Raw genomic sequence first — 25,075 nt, forward strand, 5'->3', positions numbered from 1 at the left:
TCCACAAGCCTTTGGCATAATTAAGGGAATTTATAGGTCCAGCCTGACGGCACCCTTTGCGGTTCAAAAAGCTGGCCTCGCGGAGAAGCTGTGAAAAAAGGGACTTCAAACCAGCCTGAGACTGACGACAAGCCGACATTGCGTATGCGCGACCTGATCCGGGATAGCGGCCTGCCCCGAGAAACCATTCATTATTACATCAATGAAGGTCTCCTGCCGCCTGCCTATAAGGTCAAGAAAAATTCCGCCTTTTATGGTCCCGAGCATCTGGAGCGGCTGCAACAAATCAGAATCCTGAGAGAAGAACGCTTTCTGCCCATCAAGGCGATCAAGGCGATCTATGCCCAGAAGCCGCAATCGAAATTCAGTGATGAACAGCTTGACTATTTCCGACACCTTCGACTCCGCTTTCCGGATTCTGTCAATCCCGGCGCAGAGAAATACATTCCCCTTTCAAGCCTGGCATCACAGAAGCTTTCCGACCAGGAACTGGCTGATTTTGTGAAACAGGGACTGGTGGATGTTGTCGAGCAGGATGGCGAGCAGATGGTGACCAAAGAGGATGCGGTTGTGCTCGAAACCTGGGTACAGTTCAACAAGCTGGGTTTTACCCGGGAAAAAGGTTACAGCCCGAGCCTTCTCAATCTCTGGGATAAGGCGATCGAGGAAATGGTATCTGACGAATTCTCCTTCATCGCGCCGGTCATTCTGGACCGGGAAGGGGAGGATGTGGTTGATTTCGGTGCCCGGGTGATCGATTCCATTGAGCGGCTGATCCAGGCGCTGCATGTCAAGAAGGCCCGTAAACTCTTTTCCACTCTAGAGTTTGATGAGAGTGGAATAGATGCTGAAGTGCGAAAAGACCAGTAGGTCTCCTGCCGGTTAATTTCCAAAGAACGTAACATAATCAATGTGATAAGCCTCCGTCTGTTTCATGGGGAGGGCGCTGGCCTGTTGTCTGTACTGTATTTTCCGTTTGCCAATTTGATCACGCAAAATCATTGACAAAGCAAAAATGAATAGTAATACTACACATAATAATTGTTAGATGATTCAGGGCAACATGGTGTGGGTTCCATGTAGATTTCGAACCGGCGTAATAGCTGGATATTTTTCCGTCTATAAATAGAACGAACGATCGATCGAAATATTTCCTGGGAAATCTAAAACCGTTTCACAATTTCGGCAGGCAGCCTTTATTGCTGAAATTTTGTGATCGAAATGGGAATGGTTCTTGCCGCTGACTGTAGTGGCGAGATCAGTGTCCACCGCATGAAGGGCATCCTGTAGGGAGGAAAATCATGCACGTGTTCCCTGTCGTCAAGAGCAGGGGCGCAATATAGGGAATATAATAAAGGAGACAGTCATGAAACTGATGACCAAGGGACGCCGAAATGTGAATTTGAGTACGGCCATGGTGGCAGTGCTGCTGGGGCAGACGGCTTTTGCCGCCACGGAGGAAGAGACAAGTCAGGGGATCGTCACCCTTGAAGAAATAACGGTGACGGCGCGGAAACGGGAGGAAAGTCTGCAGGATACCCCATTGTCCGTCAGCGCTTTTACCACTGTGGGCCTTGAAAAGCGCGGCATGACCAATCTGGCTGACCTGTCCGCCTATACACCTAATATCAATATCAATAATGGCCTGGTTACCGGCGGCAGCACCAACGCAGCAGTGTTCGTGCGTGGCGTGGGGCAAAGGGACTTTATTTTTCCGACCGATCCGGGTGTGGGGATATATGTGGACGGTGTTTATATTGCCCGCAGTTTCGGGGGCATGCTGGACCTGGCCGATGTGGAGCGGATCGAGGTGTTGCGCGGGCCTCAGGGATCCCTGTACGGGAAGAACACTATCGGTGGCGCCATCAACGTGACGACGACACGCCCGCGGGGGGAGCTGGAGGGCCGGATCAAGGCAACCACTGGAAGCCGCAACCGGATTGACGTGGAAGGCAATATCAATTTCCCCATCGCTGAAGATAAACTGTACGGAAAAATCGCCGCTGCCACTAAAAACCAGGACGGTTATGATGTGCGTCAGACCGATGGACTGGATATGGGAAATACCAATCTGGATGCGATCCGGGGAGGTCTGAACTGGCTGGCCAGCGACAATGTGGAAGTTTATCTGTCCGTTGACGCCACCAGGGTGCGCCAGAATGGCGCGCCGGGAACCATTCTTGAAACCTTTGATGATCCGACCGGACTTTATGCGATTTACAATGCTTTGGCCGTGCCCATGTGGAATGCTATTCTGGGCCTCCCGTCCGACAGCCTCTTTGATGACCGCTGGGTGACGGATGATCCGCCGTCAGCCTCCAACGGCACGGGGCCGAGCGAAGACAATGTGGACACCTGGGGCGCAACCGCGACCGTCGACTGGGAGATTTCCGATAATCTTATGTTCAAGTCGATCACCGGTTATCGGGAAATGGATGCTATCATAAAAGTGGATATGGATTATACGCCCTATCCTGTTGTGCATACCGATGAAGAACAGCACCAGAAACAGTTCAGTCAGGAGTTTCAGTTGAGCGGGACTGCCGTTGACGGAAAGCTTGAGTGGCTTCTCGGGGGCTATTATTTCAATGAACAGGCGAATGATGTTAACCAGACCTATATGACGTCAGGACTTTTTGATGCGCTCGAAGCCCTGCCGGCGGCCCTTATTCCTCTGGCGGCGGGTGTCACCTGTCCGGCAGCTTTTCCGGCTCCCTGCGCCGGCGGGGTGGGTAATCCCTATAACACATTGTTCGATCTCGACGTGCATCCGACCACCTCTCTGGATACGGACAACTGGGCCGCTTTCCTGCATTTGACTTATGATCTGACCAGCAAGCTCAGCCTGACTCTCGGCGGTCGCTATTCCTATGAGAAAAAGGTTTATTTCATCGACTCCTATTATCCCAATTCCGGCAGGATCGCCAACCCGCCGACCACGGACAAGCAGACCTGGTCCAAATTTACACCCAAGGTGGGGCTTGACTATCACGTCAATGACGATGTGCTGCTCTATGCTTCCTTCTCCAAGGGCTTCAAGTCTGGCGGCTGGAACCCGCGTCCGCTGGACCCGCTGGAATTCAAACCCTATGGACAGGAAAACCTGACCGCCTATGAAATGGGGGTGAAATCCCGGCTGCTTGACAACCGCATGACCCTGAACGTGGCCGGTTTCTATAGCCAGTACAATGACCTGCAGCTGTCCATCAACTCGGTCAATCCGGCCAACGGCAGTCTGTTGTTGACCGTGGCCAACGCCGGTGATGTGGATATCTGGGGGATCGAGGCGGAAATCGTTGCCCGTCCAACGCCGGAACTGAACCTGAACCTGGGTCTCGGATATCTGGACAACAAATATACCTATCTGGCGGATTCCGTGGGCTATTCCAAGGATAATGAATTGCCGCTGTCTTCGAAATGGATGATCAACGCCGGAGCGGAATATGAAATCCCGCTGGGTGACGGGATGGGATCCCTGACCCTGCGCGGCGATCTCAATTATCGCAGCAAGTTCTTCCACAACCCGCAGAATACCCCGGAAATTGCCCAGGACGGTTATGTGCTGGTCAATGCCCGGCTGACCTGGCGGGATGAAGGGGAAAACTGGCAGGTTGCCGTATTCGGTACCAACATCACCGATGAGAAATATATCACATCGGCGGAAAATGTGCCGTCCTTCGGGTTCCGTAATGCGGTTTATGGCCGCCCTGCCGAATGGGGCCTGTCCGTATCCCGGAGCTTCTGAGCCCCGGGGGGGGGGATCAAAAAGGGAGAGGTGCCGGTTTCCCGGCGTCTCTTCCCGTGTTACCTATAATTATCAGAGGATCTGGATGTGAAAACCTATCAGACGGCTACGCACTGGGGCGCTTACAGGATTGGGGTCGAGGACGGCAGGATCAGCCATGTGGAACCTGCATCATATGATCCGGACCCTTCCGCCATCGGCCGGTCACTGGCGGAGTCCTGCGGACACAGGGTCCGGATCGCTCAACCCATGGTCCGGGAAGGGTGGCTCAGGGATACCAGGGATCATTACCGCGAGGGCCGCGGGAAAGATGCCTTTATTCCCGTTTCCTGGGAACGGGCCCTTGACCTGGTGGCAGGCGAACTAATCCGGGTCCGGGAGGATCATGGCAATGCCTCCATCTTTGCCGGTGCTTACGGCTGGGCGAGTGCGGGCAGGTTTCATCACGCCCAGAGCCAGATGCGCCGGTTTCTCAACATGTTTGGCGGTCATACCAATACTGTTAACACCTATTCCTTTGCCGCTGCGGAGGTGGTGGTGCCCCATATCGTCGGCTCCTTTTACGAGGTGCTGTTCGCCGGCACGACGGTCGACAATGTTGCCGGGCACGGTGAGCTGGTGGTTGCATTTGGTGGCTGGCCCCTGAAAAATTCTCAGGTCAACGCGGGCGGCGTCAGCCGCCATGAAGTCAGGGGCGCCCAGAAAAAATGCAAGGATGCCGGTGTGGAGTTCGTCTATGTCGGGCCAAACCGTGACGACATGGCAGAGTTTCTCGATGCGGAATGGGTGCAATTGAGACCGACCACCGACACAGCGGTCATGCTTGGCCTGGCCCATACCTTGCTGGTGGAGGGGCTTTATGACAGCAGTTTTGTCTACTCCCATTGCGTCGGGTTTGACAGGTTCAGGGACTATCTTCTCGGTGTCGAGGACGGGGAAGCCAAAACCGCGGAATGGGCGTCCGGGATTTCCGGGGTTCCGGCGGGACAGATCATAAAACTCGCCCGGCGTATGGCGTCAAGCCGGACGCTGATTACCGCAAGCTGGTCCATGCAGCGCGCAGAACATGGTGAGCAGCCATACTGGATGCTGATTGTTCTGGCTGCCATGCTCGGCCAGATCGGTCTGCCCGGCGCGGGTTTTGGTTTCGGCCATGCTGCGGCGGAAGGTATCGGCACCCGTTGGGATCATCCGATCCGCCCCGCCGCCCTGCCGGTGCCGGAGAACCCGGTGCGGGAAGTCTTTCCGGTGTCGCGTATTGCCGACCTTCTGCTCAACCCCGGCGGACGGTGCGATTATGACGGGAAGGCGCTGACTTTCCCGGATACCCGGCTGGTCTATTGGTGCGGCGGCAACCCGTTCCATCATCACCAGGACCTGAATCGGCTACTTGAGGCATGGCGCCGGCCGGAAACCATAATCGTGCATGAGCCCTGGTGGACATCGACTGCGCGTCATTCTGATATTGTCCTGCCATGTACATCCACATTGGAGCGCAATGATTTTACTCTTGGTCATTGTGACTGGTCATTGCAGGCGATGCAGAAGGTGATTGATCCCGTCGCCCAGTCGCGGAACGAATATGATATCTTTGCCGATCTTGCGGACCGGCTGGGCTTCAGGGAACGTTTCACCGAAGGACGGGATGAAGACGCCTGGCTCAGATGGTTTTATGACCGGACTGTGGAAAGCGCCGCAGCCGTAGGTGTAAACATGCCTGGTTTTGAGGCGTTCTGGGAGCAGGGGTCATGTGATCTGCCGGCTTTTGAGAATCCTTCCGTGCTGTTTGCCGCCTTCCGAGCGGACCCGGATAAGCATCCCTTGGCGACACCCTCCGGCAAGATCGAGATTTATTCGGAAACCATCGCTTCCTTTGGTTATGATGATTGCCCGCCCCATCCCATGTGGATTGAACCGCAGGAATGGCTGGGCTCGGACATGACCCGCAAGTATCCCTGTCATCTGCTTACCAATCAGCCTAAAGACAAGCTGCACAGTCAGCTTGATTTTGCGGTCAACAGCCGGGATATCAAGATCAAGGGGCGCGCCCCGGTCTGGATCAACCCTGTGGATGCTGCAGCCCGGAATATCCGGAGCGGCGACATCGTCCGGGTTTATAACGACAGGGGAAGTTGCCTTGCCGGTGCGCTGGTCACCGAGGATGTGCAGGAAAGGGTTGTGATCATCCCGACCGGGGCCTGGTACGATCCTGAAACACCGGGGCAGGTGGGGGCCATGGATGTTCACGGCAACCCCAATATTCTGACTCGTGATGCGGGAACCTCGAAACTGTCCCAGGGGCCGGTGGCCCAGAGCTGCCTTGTGGATCTGGAGCTTTTTGACGGCCCGTTGCCGGAGATCAGGGTGCACCAGCCCCCGGCGACGGTCTGATCAGGTAATATCTCCCCAAAAGCAGTGATGATATGTCTGTAGACTGGGAGAGAAATCAGCAAACTCGACAAACTGGTTTCTCTCCTTTTTTTATTTTTAGATCGCAGTATAGCCGCCGTCGATGACGAATTCCGCGCCGGTGGCGAAACTGGATTCGTCGCTGGCCAGATAGAGCACAGCCGTAGCGATTTCATAGGGATTGCCGATGCGACCGATGGGATGCAGGGCGGAAAAGGCGGCTTCTGCTTCTGCCGCGGTCATACCAGTGGCTTTTTCCGCCATCTCCATGCCGGAGGCTGTTTTGATCAGTCCGGGGTGCACGGTATTGATGCGGATGTTGTAGCCCTTCTGACCACAATGAACGGCCGCACTCTTGCTGAACAATTTGACCCCGGCCTTGGCTGCGGAATAGGCCACCAGATTGGGGGAGCCGACCAGGCCGCCGACGGACGACAGGTTGATGATCGAGCCGCCACCGGTTTCCTTCATGCTTTTCACCGCCTTCTGGGTGCCGAGGAAGGTACTGTCCATGTTGAGGGAAATGATCTTGCGCCAGTCTTCCAGCGACAGCGTTTCCAGATCGTTATAGGTGCCGCCGCCGGCATTGTTGACCAGCACGTCCAGCCTGCCAAATTTATCGAGCAGGGTGTCAAAGACCTTGTTCCATTCTGCTTCGTCGGTGACATCATGCCTCATGAACAGGGCAGTCCTGCCTTCCAGGGTCAATTCAGTGGCCAGTTTTTCGCCACCGACTTCATCAATGTCGGTCAGGAAGACCGTGGCCCCTTCTTCTGCCAGCAGGCGGACCATTGCTTCGCCGAGGCCATTGGCTCCGCCGGTGACAAGGCATATTTTCCCGTCTACGCGTCCCATATTTTCAACTCCTTCAGTTTTTCAAAAATTCGAGAATGACATCCTGTTCTACAAGTTTGTCCATCAGGCTGACATGACCTCCGGTTCTATCAAGCAGGCTACATTTCGGTCCCCGTTCCGCCATCATGCGCGCTTCCTCATCAGGCACGATGGAATGGGCGCCGCGGATCAGAATGGTTTTCGCGGCGACCTGGTCGTAATAATTCCAGAGATCGAAATCCTCGGGGTGTTCGGCGAACTGGACAGCCAGCCGGGGGTCGTAATGATAGGTAAACCGGCCGTCGTCGGTCCGGCGTGCATAACTACGGATCAGGTCGTGCCATTTCTGTTCGGTGAGTTCAAGACCCATTTTGCTCAGGAAATTGCGGACTTTGCCAGCGAACTCCTGGAACCTGTCAAAAACGGGAGGGGAGGAGAGCCCTTTGGCCAAGGCCTTGCGGAAATTTTCATCAAGTCCCACACCCACGTCATTCAGGACGAGATGGCTGATTTCGAGACCGTTGTCACGCGCCGCAAGGACAATGCCTAGCCCGCCGCCTTTCGACGAGCCGATCCAGCGCAGAGAGGATTTACCGAGCTGCCGGAACAGGTCTTCGGCGACATCGGCATAAAAGCCGAGGCTGGTGTCGCGGTCTTCCTTGGCCCAGTCGGACAAGCCGCAACACAGCGAATCCGGACAGATGACGTGATAGGTATCCGACAGGCGGGCGGCCAGCTCCCGGTGATCTTCGCAGGTGCCGGTGACCCCGTGCCAGATGACGACGGTATCGCGACTGGAGTCGCCCCATTCCATAAAATGAATGTTTCTTTCCTGGCAGGTCAGGAAGCGTGATTCTGGAGAAGCCATTAGTTTCATTATCTCCCGGAAAAATAAGTGAAATTTTGCATTATCAGTTTTTGATTAAAATAGAACAGTCGTTCCAATAATGTATGAAACATAGTGAAAAAAAATTCTTTATGCAAGAATAAATATTTTCAGGTAATTTTTTCAAAACCTTGAAAACAAAAGGAAAAAATAAACAAAAATCAACTAGAACGATCGATCTATTTTTCTGTTGACAGGCGTAGAATTTCATGTTCAATTAACTAGAACGATCGATCTAATCATGTCGAACGTTCGTTATTTTTTATTTGCTCTGACCAAAGAGAAAAGCGTAAGGTTCCAGTTTGAGTGAACTTCAGGGGAGAGCATGAAAATGTCAGAAAATACAAAACGTAGGGATGAGCTTTTGGAAACGGCTATCGACTTATTCTCCGAACGGGGATATGTGGGGACATCCATCCGCGACATTGCCAAGGCAATTAACCGGAGCGTGTCCAACGTCTATCACTATTTCGAGAATAAAGAAGAATTGTGGCTGGCGATCCTGGAATATTCCGTAAAGGGACTTCCGGAAAAGCTGCGTGCCGTGGCCCATGGCGACGGTGAGCCTCTGGAACGGTTCGAGCGGATGCTCCGGACCCATCTGGCGGCATCAACGCTTCACCAGCGGGAATCCAAAATCTTTTTCATCGATGAAGAACGGCTTTCTCCGCAAGGGAAGGAAATCAACCGGCGTATCCAGAAGGAAATCCTGGATATCTATGTTGAACAGCTTCGTCTTTTGCAGTCACACGGTGTGATCAAGACCAAACATCCCAAGATACTGGCATTCAACATGCTCGGCACAATCAACTGGTACCTGCGCTGGTACGACCCGGAAGGCGGCCTGAGCAAAGAAGAGATTCATGAAGAGATAATCAGGTTCGTCATGCACGGCATGTGCGGATCCTGACGGTAACACTTGGCGCAGTGCGCCCGCAAGCGGGAGCATTGTGGATTTAATGGGAGTACTCATGGGGTATACAATAGATATTGATACCGGCGGTACCTTCACGGACGGATTTCTGGTTCGGGACGGGGATGCAAGAACGGTCAAAGTACCGACAACGCCGCATGATCTGACGATCTGCTTTCTGGAGTGTATCGCGGCCGGGGCGAAGGCCTATGGCGTGTCCACCGAAGACCTGCTGTATGATACGGATATCATCCGTTTTTCCAACACCATCGGCACCAACTCCATCATCCAGCGGGACGGGGCCAAGATCGGCCTGATCGTCTCCGGCGGCATGGAAGAGCTGGCGCCGACAGAGGATGCGGAGGGAAAATCCCCGCTGGTGGCGCCCGACATGGTGCTGTCCCTGACAGAAGAAACGGATGCCGCCGGCAATGTGGTCAAGGCCCCGCGCGACGGAGAAATCCTGATGGCGGCCCAGGCCCTGATTGACCGGGGGGCGCGCGGACTGGTGGTCTCCTTCGCCAACAGCGAACTGAACCCGGCTAATGAACAGCTGGTACGCAAGGTGATCAAGCGCGAGTATCCTCGCGACTACCTGGGCTCCGTTTCTGTTTTCCTGTCCTCCGACATTTCAACCCGGGCCGGGAAGACAGAGCGCCTGAACAGCGCCGTGCTCAACGCCTATATCCATTCCAAACTGGCGCGCCTGCTGTACAAGGCGGGTGAGGACCTGCGTCAGCGGCATTATCGCAAGACCCTGTTTATCGGGCATAACAATGCTTCGGTCGCCCGTGTTGCAAAGACCCGCGCCATCAATACCTATAACTCCGGACCGGCGGCCGGTCTGCTTGGCGCTCGTGAAATCGGTGCGCTCTATGGCATTAACAACCTGATTTCCACCGATATGGGCGGCACGTCATTTGATATCGGTTATGTAAAAGACGGCCAGGCCAGTTACGCCCTGGAGCCCGATGTGGAGGGGTTTCCCTGTAACCTGCCGATGATGTCCATCCTGGCGCTGGGGACCGGCGGCGGCTCCATTGCCCATATTGAAGACGGTGAACTGAAAGTGGGGCCGCAGTCTGCTGGCGCTCTGCCGGGACCAGCCTGTTTCAATCTCGGTGGTTCCAAACCGACCGTGACCGACGCCAACCTGATACTGGGCGTGCTGGACCCTGACTTTTTCCTCGGCGGTTCCATGAAACTGGATGTGGTAAAGGCCCGTGACGTCATCGGCCGTACTATTGCTGAGCCATTGGGAATTTCAGTTGAAGAAGCCGCCTGGCGGATCAAGCAGACTGTCGACCGGGCCATGGGGGCGGCCATCTCCAAAGTGGCTGAAAATTTCGACGACGGCGTGGAGCCGGTCGTGGTGGCCTATGGCGGCGCCGGTGGGCTTCATGCCTGTGACATTGCGGCGGCTTCATCTGTCAGGAAGATCATTATGACGCCTTTCTCGGCGGTATCTTCCGCTTATTCATCTTCGCTGATGGATGCGGGGCATCTCTACTACCGGCGCGCTGGTGTGACCTTGTCGCCTGACGCGGCCGGAGAGACAATTGACCGGGCTGTGGAGGCCATGTGGCAGGAGGCGGTAAAGGATATGCGCGGTGAGGGCTTCGATGAAAGCGAACTCTCTACCGAACTGCAGCTTTTTGTTCGGCCGGCTGGCGGCGACAGGGAAACCATGATTGCCGTAGAGGCAGGATTTTACAAGGATGCTGCTGGTTTTGACGACGTCATTACCCGGGCAATCCAGGCGTTGCAGGATGACGGGATTTCAGTTGACGGCGACATTGAACTGACCACTGTCGCTCTGATGGCCCAGGCGGAAGTGCCGCACTACCGGCTGCCGGAATTGCCGGAGATTGCCAACGATGTGGAAGCTGCGGTCAAGTCGAAACGCCAGCTTTATTCCGGTCAATCCGGCGACTATGTGGACTGCCCGATCTACGACCGGGACCGGCTTGGGCGCGATGCCGTCATTGCCGGTCCGGGGCTGGTGGAATCCGAAAAGACCACCATCCTGGTCCCGGAAGGCTGGAAAATGACGGTCGACAAATTCAACAACGCTATTCTCGAGGAGGTTTGAAATGGACAAGATACGTATCACGGAATGCCTCGATATTGATCTGGAGAAGGAGCAATGGTGTTGCAACCGCTGCGGTCACGAACTTTATGCCGCGCGGGACAATTACAAAAAAGGCTGTTTGGTCGCCGAGCGGGACATGAAGGAAGTACATCCTCCCATGACCGACGATGCGACTTACAGCTTCATGCCTGATCCTGACTATTGCCGGCTGGTCGAGTTCTACTGCCCCAGTTGCGGGACCATGCTGGAAAACGAATATCTTCCGCCGGGACATCCGCTCACTCACGAGATCGAGCTGGATATCGACGCCCTGAAAGCCAAATACGCAAACGAAAGGTGAGATGATGACAAAAGCTTATCTGTCAGCCTTTCTGGCCGGGCAGGTGTCGGATGGAAGAGCCCTTCTTTCTGCTGCCGAACTTTTGGCAGCCCGGGTCGGCGGTCTGAGTTACAGCGATATGACCGCCGATCCGGCCCTATGGGGCAGCAGCCTGGTCAAGGCCACGCGCCTGCTCGGGCTCAGTGGTCTGATCCTGGGGTTTGATCCCGCGCTTGCCGCCGCAGCGGCGGTAAAGGACGATCCGCTGGAAGGAACAGGTTTTGGAATAGCTGTGGAGGCCTTCAGCCGCCTGGTGCAGACGGAACAGGAGCATATCGGCTGCATTGCTGCCATGGCCGGACCGTTGTCGCTGGCGCAGGCGATCCATGGTGACGGCTTTCCTGATCATTTGGCCGACCTGAAACAAGTGACGGTGTCCATGGCGGAAGCTTTCTGCAAGTCCCGTCCCGATCTGCTGCTGTTCCGGGAAGGAGCAGCTCTGTTCGAGGGAGGGATGGGAACGCCCCAACGCAAGGCCTTTAATACGCTCAAGAACATGGCGTCCTATTTCAGTGTGCCGGTCGGCATTTTTGTCGAAGGCTATGACAGCGCCGATCTGCCGTCGCTGGCAAAGCTGAAAGTGCCGTTCATCCTGCTCGGCGCGGACAGGGATGGCAACGCGCCGGAGGTCGATGCCGTCAGGGATCTGGCGTTTGATGTGCAGGGGATCGGTGTGCCGCTGCCCTTCGAGCAGACGGACCGGGCGCGAGAGCTGGCCGGAGAATACGCCAGTCAGCTGGGTGATGTGAACTATCTCTATACCGCAATGAATGAACTTACTCCGGAGACGGATCTGGAGGCCGTATTGGCCCTGGTCGGTGATCTCAACGGATAAAATATCGGGAACATACAATGGATAAAATGGTTTCAGACTCAGGGAAATACAGCGTCGGGATAGACGTCGGGGGGACCTTTACAGACTTTTTCTGTATCAGCAGGGACGGCGAAGCCCATACCTGCAAAACACCGACGACGCATTACGATTTGTCTGTCGGCTTCATGAAAGGCATGGGCCTGTTGGCGCGCCAGCAAAGACTGAAGATTGGTGACTTTCTCAGCGATGTGAATTCCGTGCGCTATTCCACCACGGTCGGTACCAATGCTTTGATCGAACGCACCGGGCCGAAACTCGGGCTGATCACCACGGCTGGATTTGAAGACACCATCTATGTCGGGCGTGCCCGCAGCTGGGCCGATGGCCTCGGCTGGCAGGAAGGCCGTGATCAGGCCCGGATCCAGAAGCCGGAGCCGCTGATCAAGCACGATATGGTGGTCGGTGTTCGCGAACGTATTGACTATGCCGGCAAAGTGATTGCCCCGCTGAAGAAAGAAGAAATTCTGGAAAAACTTCAGCTGCTGGTGGATCGCGGCGCTCAGGGGTTTGTGGTCTCCTTGCTGTGGTCCTTCGTCAATCCGGAACATGAACGGTTGATCAAGGAAGTGATTGAGGAGGAATATCCCGAGGACTACCTCGGCTCCATGCCCGTGATCCTGTCCTCCGATATCTCACCGACCGCCGGGGAATATACCCGCACCATGACCACGGTCGTGAACGGTTATATCCACGGGGTGATGGCCGATGAGCTGAACAAGCTCGGTAATGAACTGCGCGACGGTGGCTACAAGAAGCCGCTGACCCTGGTGCACAACACCGGCGGTACCAAGAAAGCCTCCCGTACCCGGGCGGTGCTCACTCACAATGCGGGTCCGGTCGCCGGGCTGCACGGCTCAGCTGTATTGGGCCAGATGTCCGGGGATGAAAATATCGTCTTTACCGACATGGGCGGCACCTCCTTTGACATCGGCCTGATTGAGGATGGCGAAATCAAGGCCCATGACTTCATTCCGGTGATCGACCGCTGGCGGACCAATATTCCGGCCATTGAGGTCAAATCCATCGGCGCCGGTGGCGGCTCCATCGCCTGGATCAACGAACTGATGGACAACGCCCTGGAAATCGGCCCGCAGTCCGCCGGCTCCATGCCCGGACCGGTCTGTTACGATCAGGGCGGCACCGAGCCGACGGTGACCGACGCCGATCTGGTACTGGGACTGTATAATCCGGACAATTATCTCGGCGGGGAAATGTTCCTGGATGTGGATCTTGCCCGTGAGGCCATTCAGGAAAAGATCGCCGGCCCGCTCGGCATTTCCGTCGAGGAAGCCGCCTGGCGTATTCGCACCCTTGTGGATGCCCGTATGGGACAGGAAGTGTTCAACGAGGTGGCCCTCAAGGGGCATGACCCGCGCACTTTTGTGGTGCTGGCCTGTGGTGGCGCCGGCGGGGCGCACGCCTGTGGGTTCGGACCTTATATCGGGGCGAAAAAGATCATTGCGCCGCGTCAATCCTCCGTGTTCGGGGCGTATGGCGCCTCCACCATGCAGATCAAGGAAATCTGGGACAAGTCCCGGTCCCTGAAACTGTTCAACTGGGGCACACAGTCCTACTTGTCTGATCTTGATGCTTTCAACAGTGTGACCCGGGAACTCAAGGATCTGGCGACCCGGGACCTGAAACTGGAGGGCTATGGTGAGAGCCAGATGGAATTCCAGCTGGAACTGAACATGCGCTACGGCAGCCAGTATAACATGACCAAGGTGCGGACCGACAAGATCGAACTCACAAGCGTTGATGACGTACAGGCGATCTGTGAGGAATTCACCCGCCAGTATGGCGAGATCTACTCACCGGAAGCCACTTTTCCGTCCGGCGGCATCAATGTGGAAAATTTTGCACTGACCGCAGCCGTCAAACCAACGGACAACCCCATTGCGCCGGGTGAGATGGCGAGTCCGGAGCCTGATGCAGGGGCATTAACCGAAAAACGGCCGGTCTACTGGTCGCCGGAGGACGGCTTTGTCGAAACTCCGGTTTATGACTATGCCGGCCTGATGCCGGGTAACGAGATCATGGGACCGGTCATTATTGAATCGCCGGAAACCACCTATGTGGTCGCCCCGGGCTGGCGCTTCAGTATGGACGCCTGGCGTAACTGCGTCATGGAACAAGTTTCTTAAAATATCAGGGAGAATTACAATGCTATCAATGTCATACGGACGCGACACGGAAATCGTGCATCACCTTCGCCCTGAGCCGATGACGGCTGAGGAAGCCGCCGCCCAGAACCAAATCGACGATGTGGAGTTTGAGATTTTCAAACACAAGATGCATATGATCGGCTTGGAGGGCAAGGAAAACACCATGCGTCTCGGGGCTTCCAGCGCCATGCGTTTTGGTGATGTAGCTTTTGGAATCTTTACCGCACAGGGCGACCTGTCCATTTGTGCCACGGGGATTTATCACCATGCCGTTCTTGGCCAGCTGCCGCTGAAATATATCGTCAAGCACTGGGTTAAGGAGCCCTCTGTTGGTGTCAGCGACGGAGACAGTTTCTTCTATAACGATCCCTTTTATGGCGGTGTGCATAACGCTGACATGGGACTGGCTGTACCGGTCTTCCATGAGGGAAAATTGCTGTGTTTTGTCGGCGCCGCGGTGCATACCGGTGAATGCGGCGGCTCGGAACCCGGTGGAACGGTGACGGCTGCCAAAAGCAAGTATGATGAGGGCCTGCTCTGTCCGCCGATCAAGATTGGCGAGAATTATCAGCTCAAGGAAGATCTGCTCAACATGTTCGCGGCCATGAACCGCGACCCCCGCACCATGATCCTCGACATCAAGGCACGCCTGGCGGCAACCCGTATCGCCCAGCGCCGTATCCTGGAAGTGGTTGAGGAAAAGGGGGTCGACTTTTTCCTCGGTTCCCTGCGCAAGGTGCTGGCGGTGACCGGTGAGGCGGCAAAGAAAAAGGTCGCCAAGCTCAATGACGGTATCTATCGCCAGCCCCGTTTTCTGGATACGCTGGGGGAGGAAAACGGCCTTCTCAAGGTTGATCTGACCATCATCAAGAAGGGCGACAAGATTACCATGAATCTGGAACACAGCTCGCCGCTGGTGCCGGATACGCCCGCCAACAGTTATTTCCAGGGCATTATCGGTCTCTCGATGGTGTATTTCTGCGGCTGGCTGTTCCATGATTTACCCTCGAACAATGGTCTGCTGGAAGCCATTGACTGGGAGTTTCCGGATAACAGCTTCATCAATGCCAAGGGCGATGTGGCGACCTCGATCGCGCCGCTGGTGCAGATCACCTTTACCCACGGCATGTTCCAGTGCGGCGCTCGTATGACCTATTCATCCGATCCGTCCCGGTCGGTGGCCTGCTGGTTCAGCGGCTTCTCCATTCCCATGTTCGCCGGGCTTAACCAGTTTGGTGAGCCGGTGGCTGACATCACGCCGGAAATCAACGCCACTGGCTGCGGCGCGCGCTTCGATATGGACGGGGTGAATGCCGCCGGCGCCTTCTTTGCCACCATGGCGGACTGTTCCGATGTGGAAACCACCGAGGCAGGCAATCCGATCATGTACAGCTTCCGCAATTATTTCAACAACAGCTACGGCCACGGGAAATTCCGTGGCGGCGCCGGCGTGGGCTATGGCCTGATCGTTCATGATACCCAGAATTTCATGCTGGGGTCCCATGGCGGTGGTTCCAAGTTCCCGACCACCCAGGGGCTGTTTGGCGGCTACGGCCTGCCGACCCTGTTCCTGCGCAAGGTCAAGGGCAGCAACTTCAAGGAGTTGTTGTCCCACAGCGACCAGCGTTTGCCGCACAGCCTTGCCGATATTTTTGAGGACGGTAATCCGGAAGAGGGCGCCATGGAGCATGATAATATCAGCATGGTGGTCGAGCCGGCCTTTGACGGCGACACCATGTATGCCTATGCCGGTGGGGGCGCCGGGTATGGCGATGTGCTGGAGCGTGAACCGGAAGGCGTGCTGAAGGATCTGGCTGACGGCCTGGTGTCCCACTGGGCGGCCCGCAATGTTTATCATGTGGTTTATGATGAAGAGAGCCTGCGTCTCGATGAGGACGGTACCCGGAAAGCCCGGGATGAGGTGCGCCGAAACCGGATCAGGGGCGGCAAGAGTTATGATGACTTTATGACTGAATGGTCTAAACAGGCTCCGCCGCAGCATATCCTGAAATATTACGGCGACTATCCAATCCCGAATACGACAATGACCGAAGCAAAACCGGTCCTGCAGAAGCTGGCAAGCTGACCCATGACGATCGAGTTTGAACATCGCACCGTTCATGGTGTTGTCGAACAGCTTGCCCGGGAACGGGAAGGGGAAAGCTTTCTCTTCTTCGAGGACGACAGCTGGACTTACGGGGAGATCAACGCTGCCGCTGACCGGGTTGCGGCGGGGCTGTCCGGGCTGGGCATCGGAAAGAACACGAAGGTCGCCATCATGATGACCAACCGGCCGGAGTTTCTGTTCAGCTGGTTTGGCCTGTGCAAGCTGGGGGCTGTCGAGGTGCCGGTCAATACTGCGCACAAGGGTCAGCTATTGTCCTATATGATCAACCAGGCGGATTGCGAAGCGATCATCATGGAAGCCTGTTTTGCCGATCAACTGCGCCCGGTGCTCGGGGAGCTCGAGACCGTAAAAAAGGTAATTGTCCTCGGCGGCCCGGTAGGCGACCTCGGCGATAATGTGCAGGACTATGATCGGCTGGTCGACAATGACGGGACGTTCGATGCGCCGCTTGTCCTGCCGTCTGATCCCTGCGCTATGATGTTTACCTCCGGTACCACAGGCCCGTCCAAGGGGGCGGTGGTGCCGCATAATTACCAGCTTGTCATGGCGGAAATTATCTGCGGTATGGGGGAGTATACTTCCCAAGATCGGCTGTATAACGCCCTGCCGCTGTTTCACGGCAATGCCCAGACCCTGTCCACCATGCCGGCCCTGATTAGCGGCGCCAGTATGGTGCTGAAGAACCGTTTTTCCGCCAGTGCTTTCTGGGATGATGTGCGGAAGTATGGCTGCACCGAATTCAACTATATCGGCGGCATTCTTGCGATCCTGCTCAAGGCGGACCCGCGGCCGGATGATGCGGACAACCCGCTTCGGGTTCTGGTCGGGGCAGGGGCCAACAAGCAGGTGTTCGAGGAGTTTGAAAAACGCTTTAATGTCAAGCTTGTCGAAGGCTACGGCATGAGCGAGATCGGCGCGCCGCTCAACACCAGTCTCAAGGATCGCAGGCCCGGCAGTTGTGGCACAGTCAATCCTGGTTACCAGGTCAAGCTGGTGGACGATGACGGTAACGAAGTGGGGCCCGATGAACCGGGCGAGCTCCTGATCCGGCCGCTCCATTCCCACGCCATGATGCTGGAATATTACAGGATGCCGGAAAAGACCGTCGAAGCCTGGCAGGATCTGTGGTTCCATACCGGGGATTATCTGCAGCGGGACGAAGACGGCTACTATTATTTCGTGGATCGCAAGAAGGATGCGCTCCGGCGGCGGGGGGAGAATATTTCCTCCTTTGAAGTGGAGCGTACCATCAACAGTCATGAAAAGGTGATGGAATCCGCGGCCATTGCGGCCAAATCAGAACTCGGAGAAGACGAAGTCATGGTTTGCGTGGTTCTGAAACCGGGTCAATCACTGACTGCAGAAGAGCTGGTTTCCTACTGTGAGGAACAGATGGCGTATTTCATGGTGCCGCGTTATGTGAGGTTTATGGACAAGTTGCCCAAGACCCCCACCGAACGGGTGCAGAAGTTCCGTCTGCGTGATGAGGGCGTGACAGCTGATACATATGACCGGGAAAGGGAGAAAGTGGCATGACCGAACAACATAATCTGCCGCCGGTCATGGAAGGTGTGTTTACCAACGATGTAAATCCCCAGTTGCTGGGCGGTCATTGCCCTGCCTGCGGCCATTTTCATTATCCTTTCCAGGATTACTGTCCGCAGTGTCTGCAAAAAATGGAGCGCAGGAAAATCGGATCGCAGGGTGCTATTCAGAGTGTCACTTCTGTGCGGACCAAGCCGCCGATGGGACTGCCGCAGCCCTATACCGTCGCCTGGGTCGACCTTGAGGAAACGCCGCTGCGGATTTTCGCCCTGATCGATCCCGCGACTGCGGATCGGGCTAAAATCGGTAGCCCGGTATCCCTGAAAATTCTGCCGCTCGGCGTCAATCTCGCCAAGGAACCCTGCCTCAGACCCTGTTTCAGCGTCATCGGACACGGGGAGTAATCACATGGTTTATGTAATCGGGACATCTACGACTTCTTTTGAGCAGCATCTAGAACGATCGATCGTTTCACTTGGTATGGAGGCGCTGATCGGGGCTCTCAAGGATGCCGGGATATCCAAGGACAGGATCGAGAGCTGTTATTTCGCCAATGCACTGGCGCCGATCCTGTTCGGCGATACCACGGTCGGCCAGAATGTCATGGCGGCCGCCGGGATTAACGAGATCCCGGTGGTGAATGTGGAGAATGCCTGCACGTCCGGCTCGACGGCCTTCTATCTGGCGGTCAACGCGATAAAGGCGGGGGAATGCGATATTGCCCTTGTGATGGGCGCAGAAAAAATGTGTGTGCCGGGCTTTGGTCTGATCAACAGCGGGGCGACGGAACTGGATACCCTGCTCGGTATGGTAACGCCGGCAACCTTTGCTCTCAGGGCCAAGCGCCATATGCATGAATATGGCACCACCATGGAGCAGCTTGCAGCCGTGACCGTGAAAAATCGCGGGCACGCTGCGCTAAACCCCGGTGCGCGCTTGCGCAAACCGGAAACGGTGGAGCAGGTGCTGGCCTCGCCCATGATTGCCGATCCATTGACGCGCTCCCAATGCTGCCCCATCGCCGACGGGGCCTCTGCCCTGATCCTGGCCAGTGACCGGGTGGCCGCCGAGTTTGACCGTACCATCAAGGTGGAGGCGGTAGTTCTTGCCTCGGGGATCTACGACGAGAAGCAGGATCTGGCCCGCTGGAAGACCGACTATCTGACAGCCGAGAAAGCCTATGCCAAAGCCGGGATCGGGCCGGAAGACATCGATCTCGTCGAGTGTCACGACGCCTTCAGCATATCGGAAATTCTTCATTACGAGGCGCTCGGGCTCTGTGCGCCGGGAGAGGGCGGCCACTTTGTCGAAAGCGGTCAGGCCGGACTCGGCGGACGGGTGCCGGTGAATGTATCCGGCGGACTGCTCAGTCGCGGCCACCCCATTGCGGCCACCGGAGTCGCACAGATTTCGGAGCTTGTGACGCAATTGCGCCATGAAGCCGGAAAACGGCAGGTGGAGGACTGCCGGACAGCGCTGGCCCATTGCATGGGCGGCGACAAGGCAGGGGATACCAAGTCCTGCACCATAGTTCTTTTGTCCAGATGACAGGAACGAATTCGGGAAGACAAATTATAAGAGGAGACAATGATGAAACAGACATATCGAGGAAACGCATTTAACAGAAGGGCCCGGCTGGCTCTAGGAACGGCACTGGTGGCGTTGAGCGTCGGACAGTATGCCGTGGCGCAGGATGACGTCGCTGCAGATGAGGAGATTGTGACCCTCGAGGAAATTACTGTGACTGCCCGGAAGCGGACGGAAAGCCTGCAGGATACGCCGATTTCGGTCACAGCCTTCAGCACAAGCAGCATGGAGGCCAGGTCGCTGGTCAATCTGCAGAGCCTGTCCAATGTAACGCCTAATGTGGATATCAACCACGGCCGTGGCGATGGTGGTAGCTCGAACGCTGCCGTCTTTATCCGCGGTGTGGGCCAGAATGACTTTATCTTCCCGACAGATCCCGGTGTAGGTATCTATGTGGATGGGGTTTATGTTGCGCGCAGTGTCGGCGGCATGCTTGATCTTGCCGACATCGAGCGGGTTGAAATTCTGCGCGGCCCGCAGGGTACGCTCTATGGCAAGAACACCATTGGCGGCGCCATCAATGTGACCACCACGCGTCCGCGCGGCGACCTGGAAGGACGCATCAAGGCGACTACCGGCAGCCGTAACCGTATTGATGTGGAAGGAAATATCAACTTCCCCATCGCCGAGGACAAGCTCTACGGCAAGATCGCGGCGGCGACCAAAAACCAGGATGGTTACAGCAAGCGGGTCTCTGACGGGCTCGACCTGGGCGATACCAATCTGGATACTTTCCGGGCCGGCCTGAACTGGCTCGCCTCTGACGATGTGGAAGTCTATCTGTCGTTTGACGGCACCAAAATCCGCCAGAATGGTACTCCGGGAACCCTGCTGGGGACCTTTGATGATCCGAGCGGTCTCTATGCCCTGTACAATGGTGTGGCTGCGGCCATGGTGGCGGCGGAGCTCGGGCTTCCGGCCGGAAGCCTGTTTGATGATCGCTGGGTGACGGGCGACCCCTATCTGTCCAACGGCACCGGTCCGACCCAGGACAGCGTCGATACCTGGGGCGGCACCCTGACCGTTGACTGGCAGGCCGGGGACAATCTGGCGGTTCGCTCCGTGACCGGCTACCGGGAGATGGATGCCACCATCCAGGTGGATATGGATTACACCCCGTTCCCGATTGTTCATACCGACGAGGAACAGCACCAGAAACAGTTCAGCCAGGAAATTCAGCTCAGCGGCACCGCCATGGACGGACGGCTGAACTGGCTGCTGGGGGGGTATTACTTCAACGAGGATATTAACGACGTCAACACCACCTATCTGGGCTCCGGTCTTTTTGATGCCCTGGAAGCATTGCCGGCGGCCCTTATTCCGCTGGTGCCGGGCTTTACTTGTCCGGCGGCATTCCCGGCGCCCTGTGCCGGCGGTGCCGGAAACCCCTATAACACTGTGTTTGACCTGGATGTTCACCCGATTACAGCGCTGGACACAGATAACTGGGCGGCCTTTGCCCATCTGACCTATGACCTGACCGACCAGTTGAGCCTGACCCTTGGCGGTCGCTATTCCTGGGAGAAGAAAGTCTATTTCATCGACTCCGTCTTCCCCAATTCCGGCAAGATCGCCACACCGCCGACAACCGACGAGCAGAGCTGGTCCAAATTCACTCCCAAGGTGGGGCTTGACTATCACGTCAATGACGATGTGCTGCTCTATGCTTCCTTCTCCAAGGGCTTCAAGTCTGGCGGCTGGAACCCGCGTCCGCTGGACCCGCTGGAATTCAAACCCTATGGTCAGGAAAACCTGACAGCGTATGAGCTTGGCGTCAAATCCCGGCTGTTTGACAACCGGATGACCCTGAATGTGGCCACTTTCTTCAGTCAGTATAATGACCTGCAGCTGTCCTCCAACTCGGTCAATCCCAACACAGGCGGCCTGTTACTGACCGTGGATAATGCCGGCGATGTGGAAATCTGGGGAGTGGAAGCGGAAGTGGTCGCCCGTCCGACTGCCAATCTGGACCTTAACCTTGGTGTCGGTTATATGGACAATAAATACACCTATCTGGCAGAGTCTGTCGGCTACTCCTCCGACAATAAGCTGCCCCAGGCCCCGAAATGGACGCTCAATGCCGGTGCCCAGTATCGCTTTGACCTGGGTGACATGGGCAGCCTGACGCTACGCGGCGATCTGATGCATCGTGGCAGTTTCTATAACGATCCCTTTAACACGCCGGAGATCAAGCAGGATGCCTATACACTGCTGAACGCCCGGCTGACCTGGGAAGATGCCAGCGAACTGTGGCAGGTTGCCGCATTCGGCACAAATATTACCGACGAGGTCTATGTGACCAGCTCGGAATCTGTCCCCTCATTCGGTTTCCGCAACGCGGTTTACGGTCGTCCGGCAGAATGGGGTGTCTCTATCTCCCGTTCCTTCTAGGAACCGGAAAGTCTTCCAACTTCAGGTGCGGCCTCGGCCGCACTTTTTTTTGTGACCGGCAGGGATAAAAATTTGAGCAGCGAAAAATGCGCAAAAGTTGCGCACTTCTTCCTTTATCCTGTTGAATTATAGGCAAGTACCAGTGCCTCTCGGCCGCACCAACATTCCTAAAAACACTCCAGAGTTTTCCAGACTGTTCTTTCTCCGACAGGGAGTATCCGTCTATTCGTGTATCGGGTTCCCGCAGGGGGTAAATGGTGTTTGTTGTATAATTACTACATAAAATAGTGGGTATTACTCCGAATGCCAAATTTATAGAACCTACCGAAAATATCATAAAACCTACCTTTTTGATCCGTTGATGTAAGGGGCAAGTCTTTTAAAGAATAGAAAAAACGAGTTCAGGAAGGAAACAGACACAATGCGTATTGGTGTAGATGTGGGGGGGACCAACACAGATGCAGTGCTTCTGAAAGGAAAGGAAGTACTCGCCTGGTGCAAGATGCCGACGACTCTGGATGTCGGAGACGGTATCATTGCTGCGATCAGCAAGGTGATGGCAGATGCGACAGTATCCGCAGATCAAATCCACTGCGTGATGATCGGCACGACCCATTTTACCAATGCCTTTGTCGAGCGGAAAAAGTTGCTGCCTGTCGGTGTGCTGCGCATCTGCCTGCCGGCGGCCCAGGCGCTGCCGCCCTTGCTCGACTGGCCGCAGGATATTGCCGAAACGGTCGGGGACAACATCAAGCTTATCCGGGGCGGTTATCAATACGATGGCCGGGTGAATGTGCCCCTGGATGAAGAGGCGGTGATTGCTGCGGCCGAGGACTTCAAGTCAAAAGGCATTCGCACTGTAGCCATTACGGCGCTCTTTTCCTCCGTTAACGGCGATATGGAAGAGCGGGCCGCAGAGCTCCTGAAAGAACATATGGGGGAGGTGAGCCTTTCCCTGTCTCACACCATCGGCCGGATCGGTATCCTGGAGCGGGAAAATGCCACCATCATGAATGCGTCGCTTGCCGAACTGGCGCGCGACGTGGTGGCGTCTTTCCACCAGGCCTTGGTTAAACTCAACATCAAGGCGCCTTTCTATGTCAGCCAGAACGATGGCACCCTGATGAACGCAGAGTTCGTCGAGAAATATCCGGTGATGACTTTTGCCTCCGGCCCCACCAACAGCATGCGCGGCGCAGCCTATCTGTCCGGGGTCAAGAACGCCATTGTCGCGGATATCGGCGGCACCACGACCGATGTGGGTATGCTGATCAACGGGTATCCGCGGGAATCATCCGTGACCGCCGATATCGGCGGGGTGCGCACAAACTTTCGTATGCCTGACATCCTGGCGGTCGGACTGGGCGGCGGCAGTCTGGTGCGTGAGGAAGATGACGGAACGGTTCGGGTCGGGCCTCAGTCGGTCGGCTACCGCCTTCTCGAGGAAGGCCTGGTTTTTGGCGGGGACACCCTGACCAGCAGCGATATTGCCGTGGCGGCGGGATATGCGGAGATGGGCGATCCGGCGGGCATCAGGGGGCTGGATGCCGGTCTGGTGTCGAAGGCGGTGGATGAAATCCATCGCATTGTAGAAACTGCGGTGGACCGGATGAAAACCAGCGGCGAGCCGGTGCCTTTGATCCTTGTCGGGGGCGGTTCCGTACTGATCAGTCGGGATATTCCCGGGACCAGCGATACCATTATCCCTGAAAATGCATCCGTGGCCAATGCGATCGGCGCGGCCATCGCCCAGATCGGCGGGGAAATCGACAAAGTCTTTTCCTATGAAAATCTTGGCCGGGACGCCACCATCGCCCGGGCACGGGAGGAGGCCACAGAACAGGCAGTCGCTGCCGGTGCCGAGCGGGAAACTGTTGAAATTGTGGATATCGAGGAGGTGCCGCTGGCTTATGTGCCGGGAGGCGCCGTCCGCCTGCGCGTCAAGGCGGTGGGCGAACTGGACCTTGAATTTCTGAACAAGTCGTCCGCAAAGGCGGAAAAGGAGTAACGGGCAATGGAAATCAGACTCGAAGACATGGAAGACTTTGCCCGCGGCGCCGCTTTTCTGGGTACCGGCGGAGGAGGCGATCCCTATATCGGTCGGCTTCTCGCTGAAAATGCGATCAAACAGTATGGCGCGCCAAAAGTCATAACAGCAGATGAACTGGATGATGACGCCAATGTGCTGACTGCGGCTATGCTGGGCTCGCCGCCGGTGCTGCTGGAAAAAGGATGCAGCGGGGAAGACCTGGATCTTGCCATCAACCGGCTGGAAGAAAAGCTCGGGCGAAAGGCGGACGCCATTATGCCCATAGAAATTGGCGGTGTAAATTCCACCCTGCCGATCATGGCGGCGGCCCGTCTGGGACTTCCGCTTGTCGATGCGGATGGTATGGGGCGCGCTTTCCCGGAAATCCAGATGGTCACCTTCAGCGTATACGGCTGTTCGGCGACGCCGCTGGTGATCACCGATGAGCATCTTAACAGCGTTGTGGTGGAAACCCATGATGCTAAGCGGGCAGAGGACTTTGTCCGCGCCGTGGCGATCCAGATGGGGCTCAGTGTGATGATTTCCGCCTATCCGCTGACCGGAAAGCAGGTCAAGGACTATGCCGTGCATGGGACCATGTCGCTGGCGCTCGGCATCGGGCAGGCAATCCGCGAGGGACGCCTGAAGGAAAATCCGGTGGATCGCCTGATCGATTATCTCAGGACGACGCCCTACTACAATCACGCCAAGGTTCTGTTCGACGGCAAGGTCACCGACCTGAAGCGGGAAACCACCCGCGGGTTCGCCATCGGCCACTGCCATCTCGAGGCGCTGGATAACTCCGGCAGGAAGATGGAAGTAACCTTCCAGAATGAACATCTTGTCGCCCGGGAAAACGGGGAAATCCGGGCCATTGTACCGGATCTGATCTGCATGATTGACCGGGAAACGGCAGAGCCGGTGCCGGTCGAACATTTGCGCTACGGACAGCGACTGAAGGTAATCGGCACATCCGCCGCCCCGATCATGCGCACGCCGGAAGCGCTCGAAGTCTTCGGTCCGCACAAGTTCGGGCTGGATGCGGAATTTACCCCCATTGAAGAACTGAAATGAGTATAAACAATCAAACCCAAAAGG

17 protein-coding genes are annotated in these 25,075 nt (G+C 56.2%); 15 read left to right on the forward strand and 2 right to left on the reverse strand.

What is annotated here, in order from left to right:
* The first annotated feature begins 90 nt into the window (after positions 1 to 90).
* The 3 genes from FIV46_RS08015 (at position 91) to FIV46_RS08025 (ending at position 6,136) form a co-directional block, all read left to right on the forward strand.
* Positions 91 to 870, forward strand: a complete 780-nt coding sequence (locus FIV46_RS08015) for a MerR family transcriptional regulator (RefSeq protein WP_139940256.1) — start codon at positions 91 to 93, stop codon at positions 868 to 870.
* A 496-nt stretch (positions 871 to 1,366) separates the two neighbouring features.
* A complete protein-coding gene (locus FIV46_RS08020) occupies positions 1,367 to 3,745 on the forward strand; it encodes a TonB-dependent receptor (RefSeq protein WP_139940258.1) in 2,379 nt (792 codons plus the stop codon).
* An 87-nt stretch (positions 3,746 to 3,832) separates the two neighbouring features.
* Positions 3,833 to 6,136: a molybdopterin-dependent oxidoreductase gene (locus tag FIV46_RS08025; protein ID WP_139940260.1), complete on the forward strand. Its 2,304-nt coding sequence runs from the start codon at positions 3,833 to 3,835 to the stop codon at positions 6,134 to 6,136.
* A 96-nt stretch (positions 6,137 to 6,232) separates the two neighbouring features.
* On the opposite strand, the gene FIV46_RS08030 is transcribed toward FIV46_RS08025, so the two are convergent.
* Positions 6,233 to 7,009: a glucose 1-dehydrogenase gene (locus FIV46_RS08030; protein WP_139940262.1), complete on the reverse strand. Its 777-nt coding sequence runs from the start codon at positions 7,007 to 7,009 to the stop codon at positions 6,233 to 6,235.
* 13 nt (positions 7,010 to 7,022) lie between these two features.
* Positions 7,023 to 7,856, reverse strand: coding sequence for an alpha/beta fold hydrolase (locus tag FIV46_RS08035; protein WP_181163118.1), 834 nt, complete (start codon positions 7,854 to 7,856; stop codon positions 7,023 to 7,025).
* 349 nt (positions 7,857 to 8,205) lie between these two features.
* Here FIV46_RS08035 and FIV46_RS08040 point away from each other — a divergent pair, with 349 nt between their 5' ends.
* The 12 genes from FIV46_RS08040 to FIV46_RS08095 all read left to right on the forward strand — a co-directional run bounded on the left by FIV46_RS08040 (position 8,206) and on the right by FIV46_RS08095 (position 25,051).
* Positions 8,206 to 8,784: a TetR/AcrR family transcriptional regulator gene (locus tag FIV46_RS08040; RefSeq protein ID WP_181163119.1), complete on the forward strand. Its 579-nt coding sequence runs from the start codon at positions 8,206 to 8,208 to the stop codon at positions 8,782 to 8,784.
* 61 nt (positions 8,785 to 8,845) lie between these two features.
* On the forward strand, positions 8,846 to 10,879 hold the full coding sequence (locus FIV46_RS08045) for a hydantoinase/oxoprolinase family protein (RefSeq protein WP_181163120.1): 2,034 nt from the start codon (positions 8,846 to 8,848) through the stop codon (positions 10,877 to 10,879).
* Position 10,880: 1 nt separating this feature from the next.
* Positions 10,881 to 11,219 (forward strand): acetone carboxylase subunit gamma, encoded by a 339-nt coding sequence (locus FIV46_RS08050; RefSeq protein ID WP_139940270.1) that lies wholly within the window; start codon positions 10,881 to 10,883, stop codon positions 11,217 to 11,219.
* 4 nt (positions 11,220 to 11,223) lie between these two features.
* Positions 11,224 to 12,093, forward strand: coding sequence for a hypothetical protein (locus FIV46_RS08055; protein ID WP_139940272.1), 870 nt, complete (start codon positions 11,224 to 11,226; stop codon positions 12,091 to 12,093).
* 17 nt (positions 12,094 to 12,110) lie between these two features.
* Complete coding sequence (locus FIV46_RS08060) at positions 12,111 to 14,276, forward strand: hydantoinase/oxoprolinase family protein (protein WP_139940274.1); 2,166 nt, start codon at positions 12,111 to 12,113, stop codon at positions 14,274 to 14,276.
* A 19-nt stretch (positions 14,277 to 14,295) separates the two neighbouring features.
* Positions 14,296 to 16,383: a hydantoinase B/oxoprolinase family protein gene (locus tag FIV46_RS08065; RefSeq protein ID WP_181163121.1), complete on the forward strand. Its 2,088-nt coding sequence runs from the start codon at positions 14,296 to 14,298 to the stop codon at positions 16,381 to 16,383.
* A gap of 3 nt (positions 16,384 to 16,386) precedes the next feature.
* Positions 16,387 to 17,961: an ATP-dependent acyl-CoA ligase gene (locus FIV46_RS08070; protein WP_139940277.1), complete on the forward strand. Its 1,575-nt coding sequence runs from the start codon at positions 16,387 to 16,389 to the stop codon at positions 17,959 to 17,961.
* On the forward strand, positions 17,958 to 18,374 hold the full coding sequence (locus FIV46_RS08075) for a Zn-ribbon domain-containing OB-fold protein (RefSeq protein ID WP_139940279.1): 417 nt from the start codon (positions 17,958 to 17,960) through the stop codon (positions 18,372 to 18,374). Before FIV46_RS08070 ends, FIV46_RS08075 begins: the two co-directional genes overlap by 4 nt.
* 4 nt (positions 18,375 to 18,378) lie before the next feature.
* Positions 18,379 to 19,518, forward strand: a complete 1,140-nt coding sequence (locus tag FIV46_RS08080; RefSeq protein WP_139940281.1) for a thiolase family protein — start codon at positions 18,379 to 18,381, stop codon at positions 19,516 to 19,518.
* A gap of 108 nt (positions 19,519 to 19,626) precedes the next feature.
* Entirely contained in the window at positions 19,627 to 21,948 is a 2,322-nt protein-coding gene (locus FIV46_RS08085) for a TonB-dependent receptor (RefSeq protein ID WP_181163122.1), read from the forward strand.
* A gap of 421 nt (positions 21,949 to 22,369) precedes the next feature.
* Entirely contained in the window at positions 22,370 to 23,956 is a 1,587-nt protein-coding gene (locus FIV46_RS08090; RefSeq protein WP_139940285.1) for a hydantoinase/oxoprolinase N-terminal domain-containing protein, read from the forward strand.
* A 6-nt stretch (positions 23,957 to 23,962) separates the two neighbouring features.
* Positions 23,963 to 25,051 carry an S-methyl thiohydantoin desulfurase family protein gene (locus FIV46_RS08095; RefSeq protein WP_139940287.1) on the forward strand — a complete coding sequence of 363 codons (1,089 nt, stop codon included), beginning with the start codon at positions 23,963 to 23,965 and terminating at the stop codon, positions 25,049 to 25,051.
* The last annotated feature ends 24 nt before the right edge of the window (positions 25,052 to 25,075 follow it).

The organism is Emcibacter nanhaiensis, from assembly GCF_006385175.1.
Lineage (GTDB): Bacteria > Pseudomonadota > Alphaproteobacteria > Sphingomonadales > Emcibacteraceae > Emcibacter > Emcibacter nanhaiensis.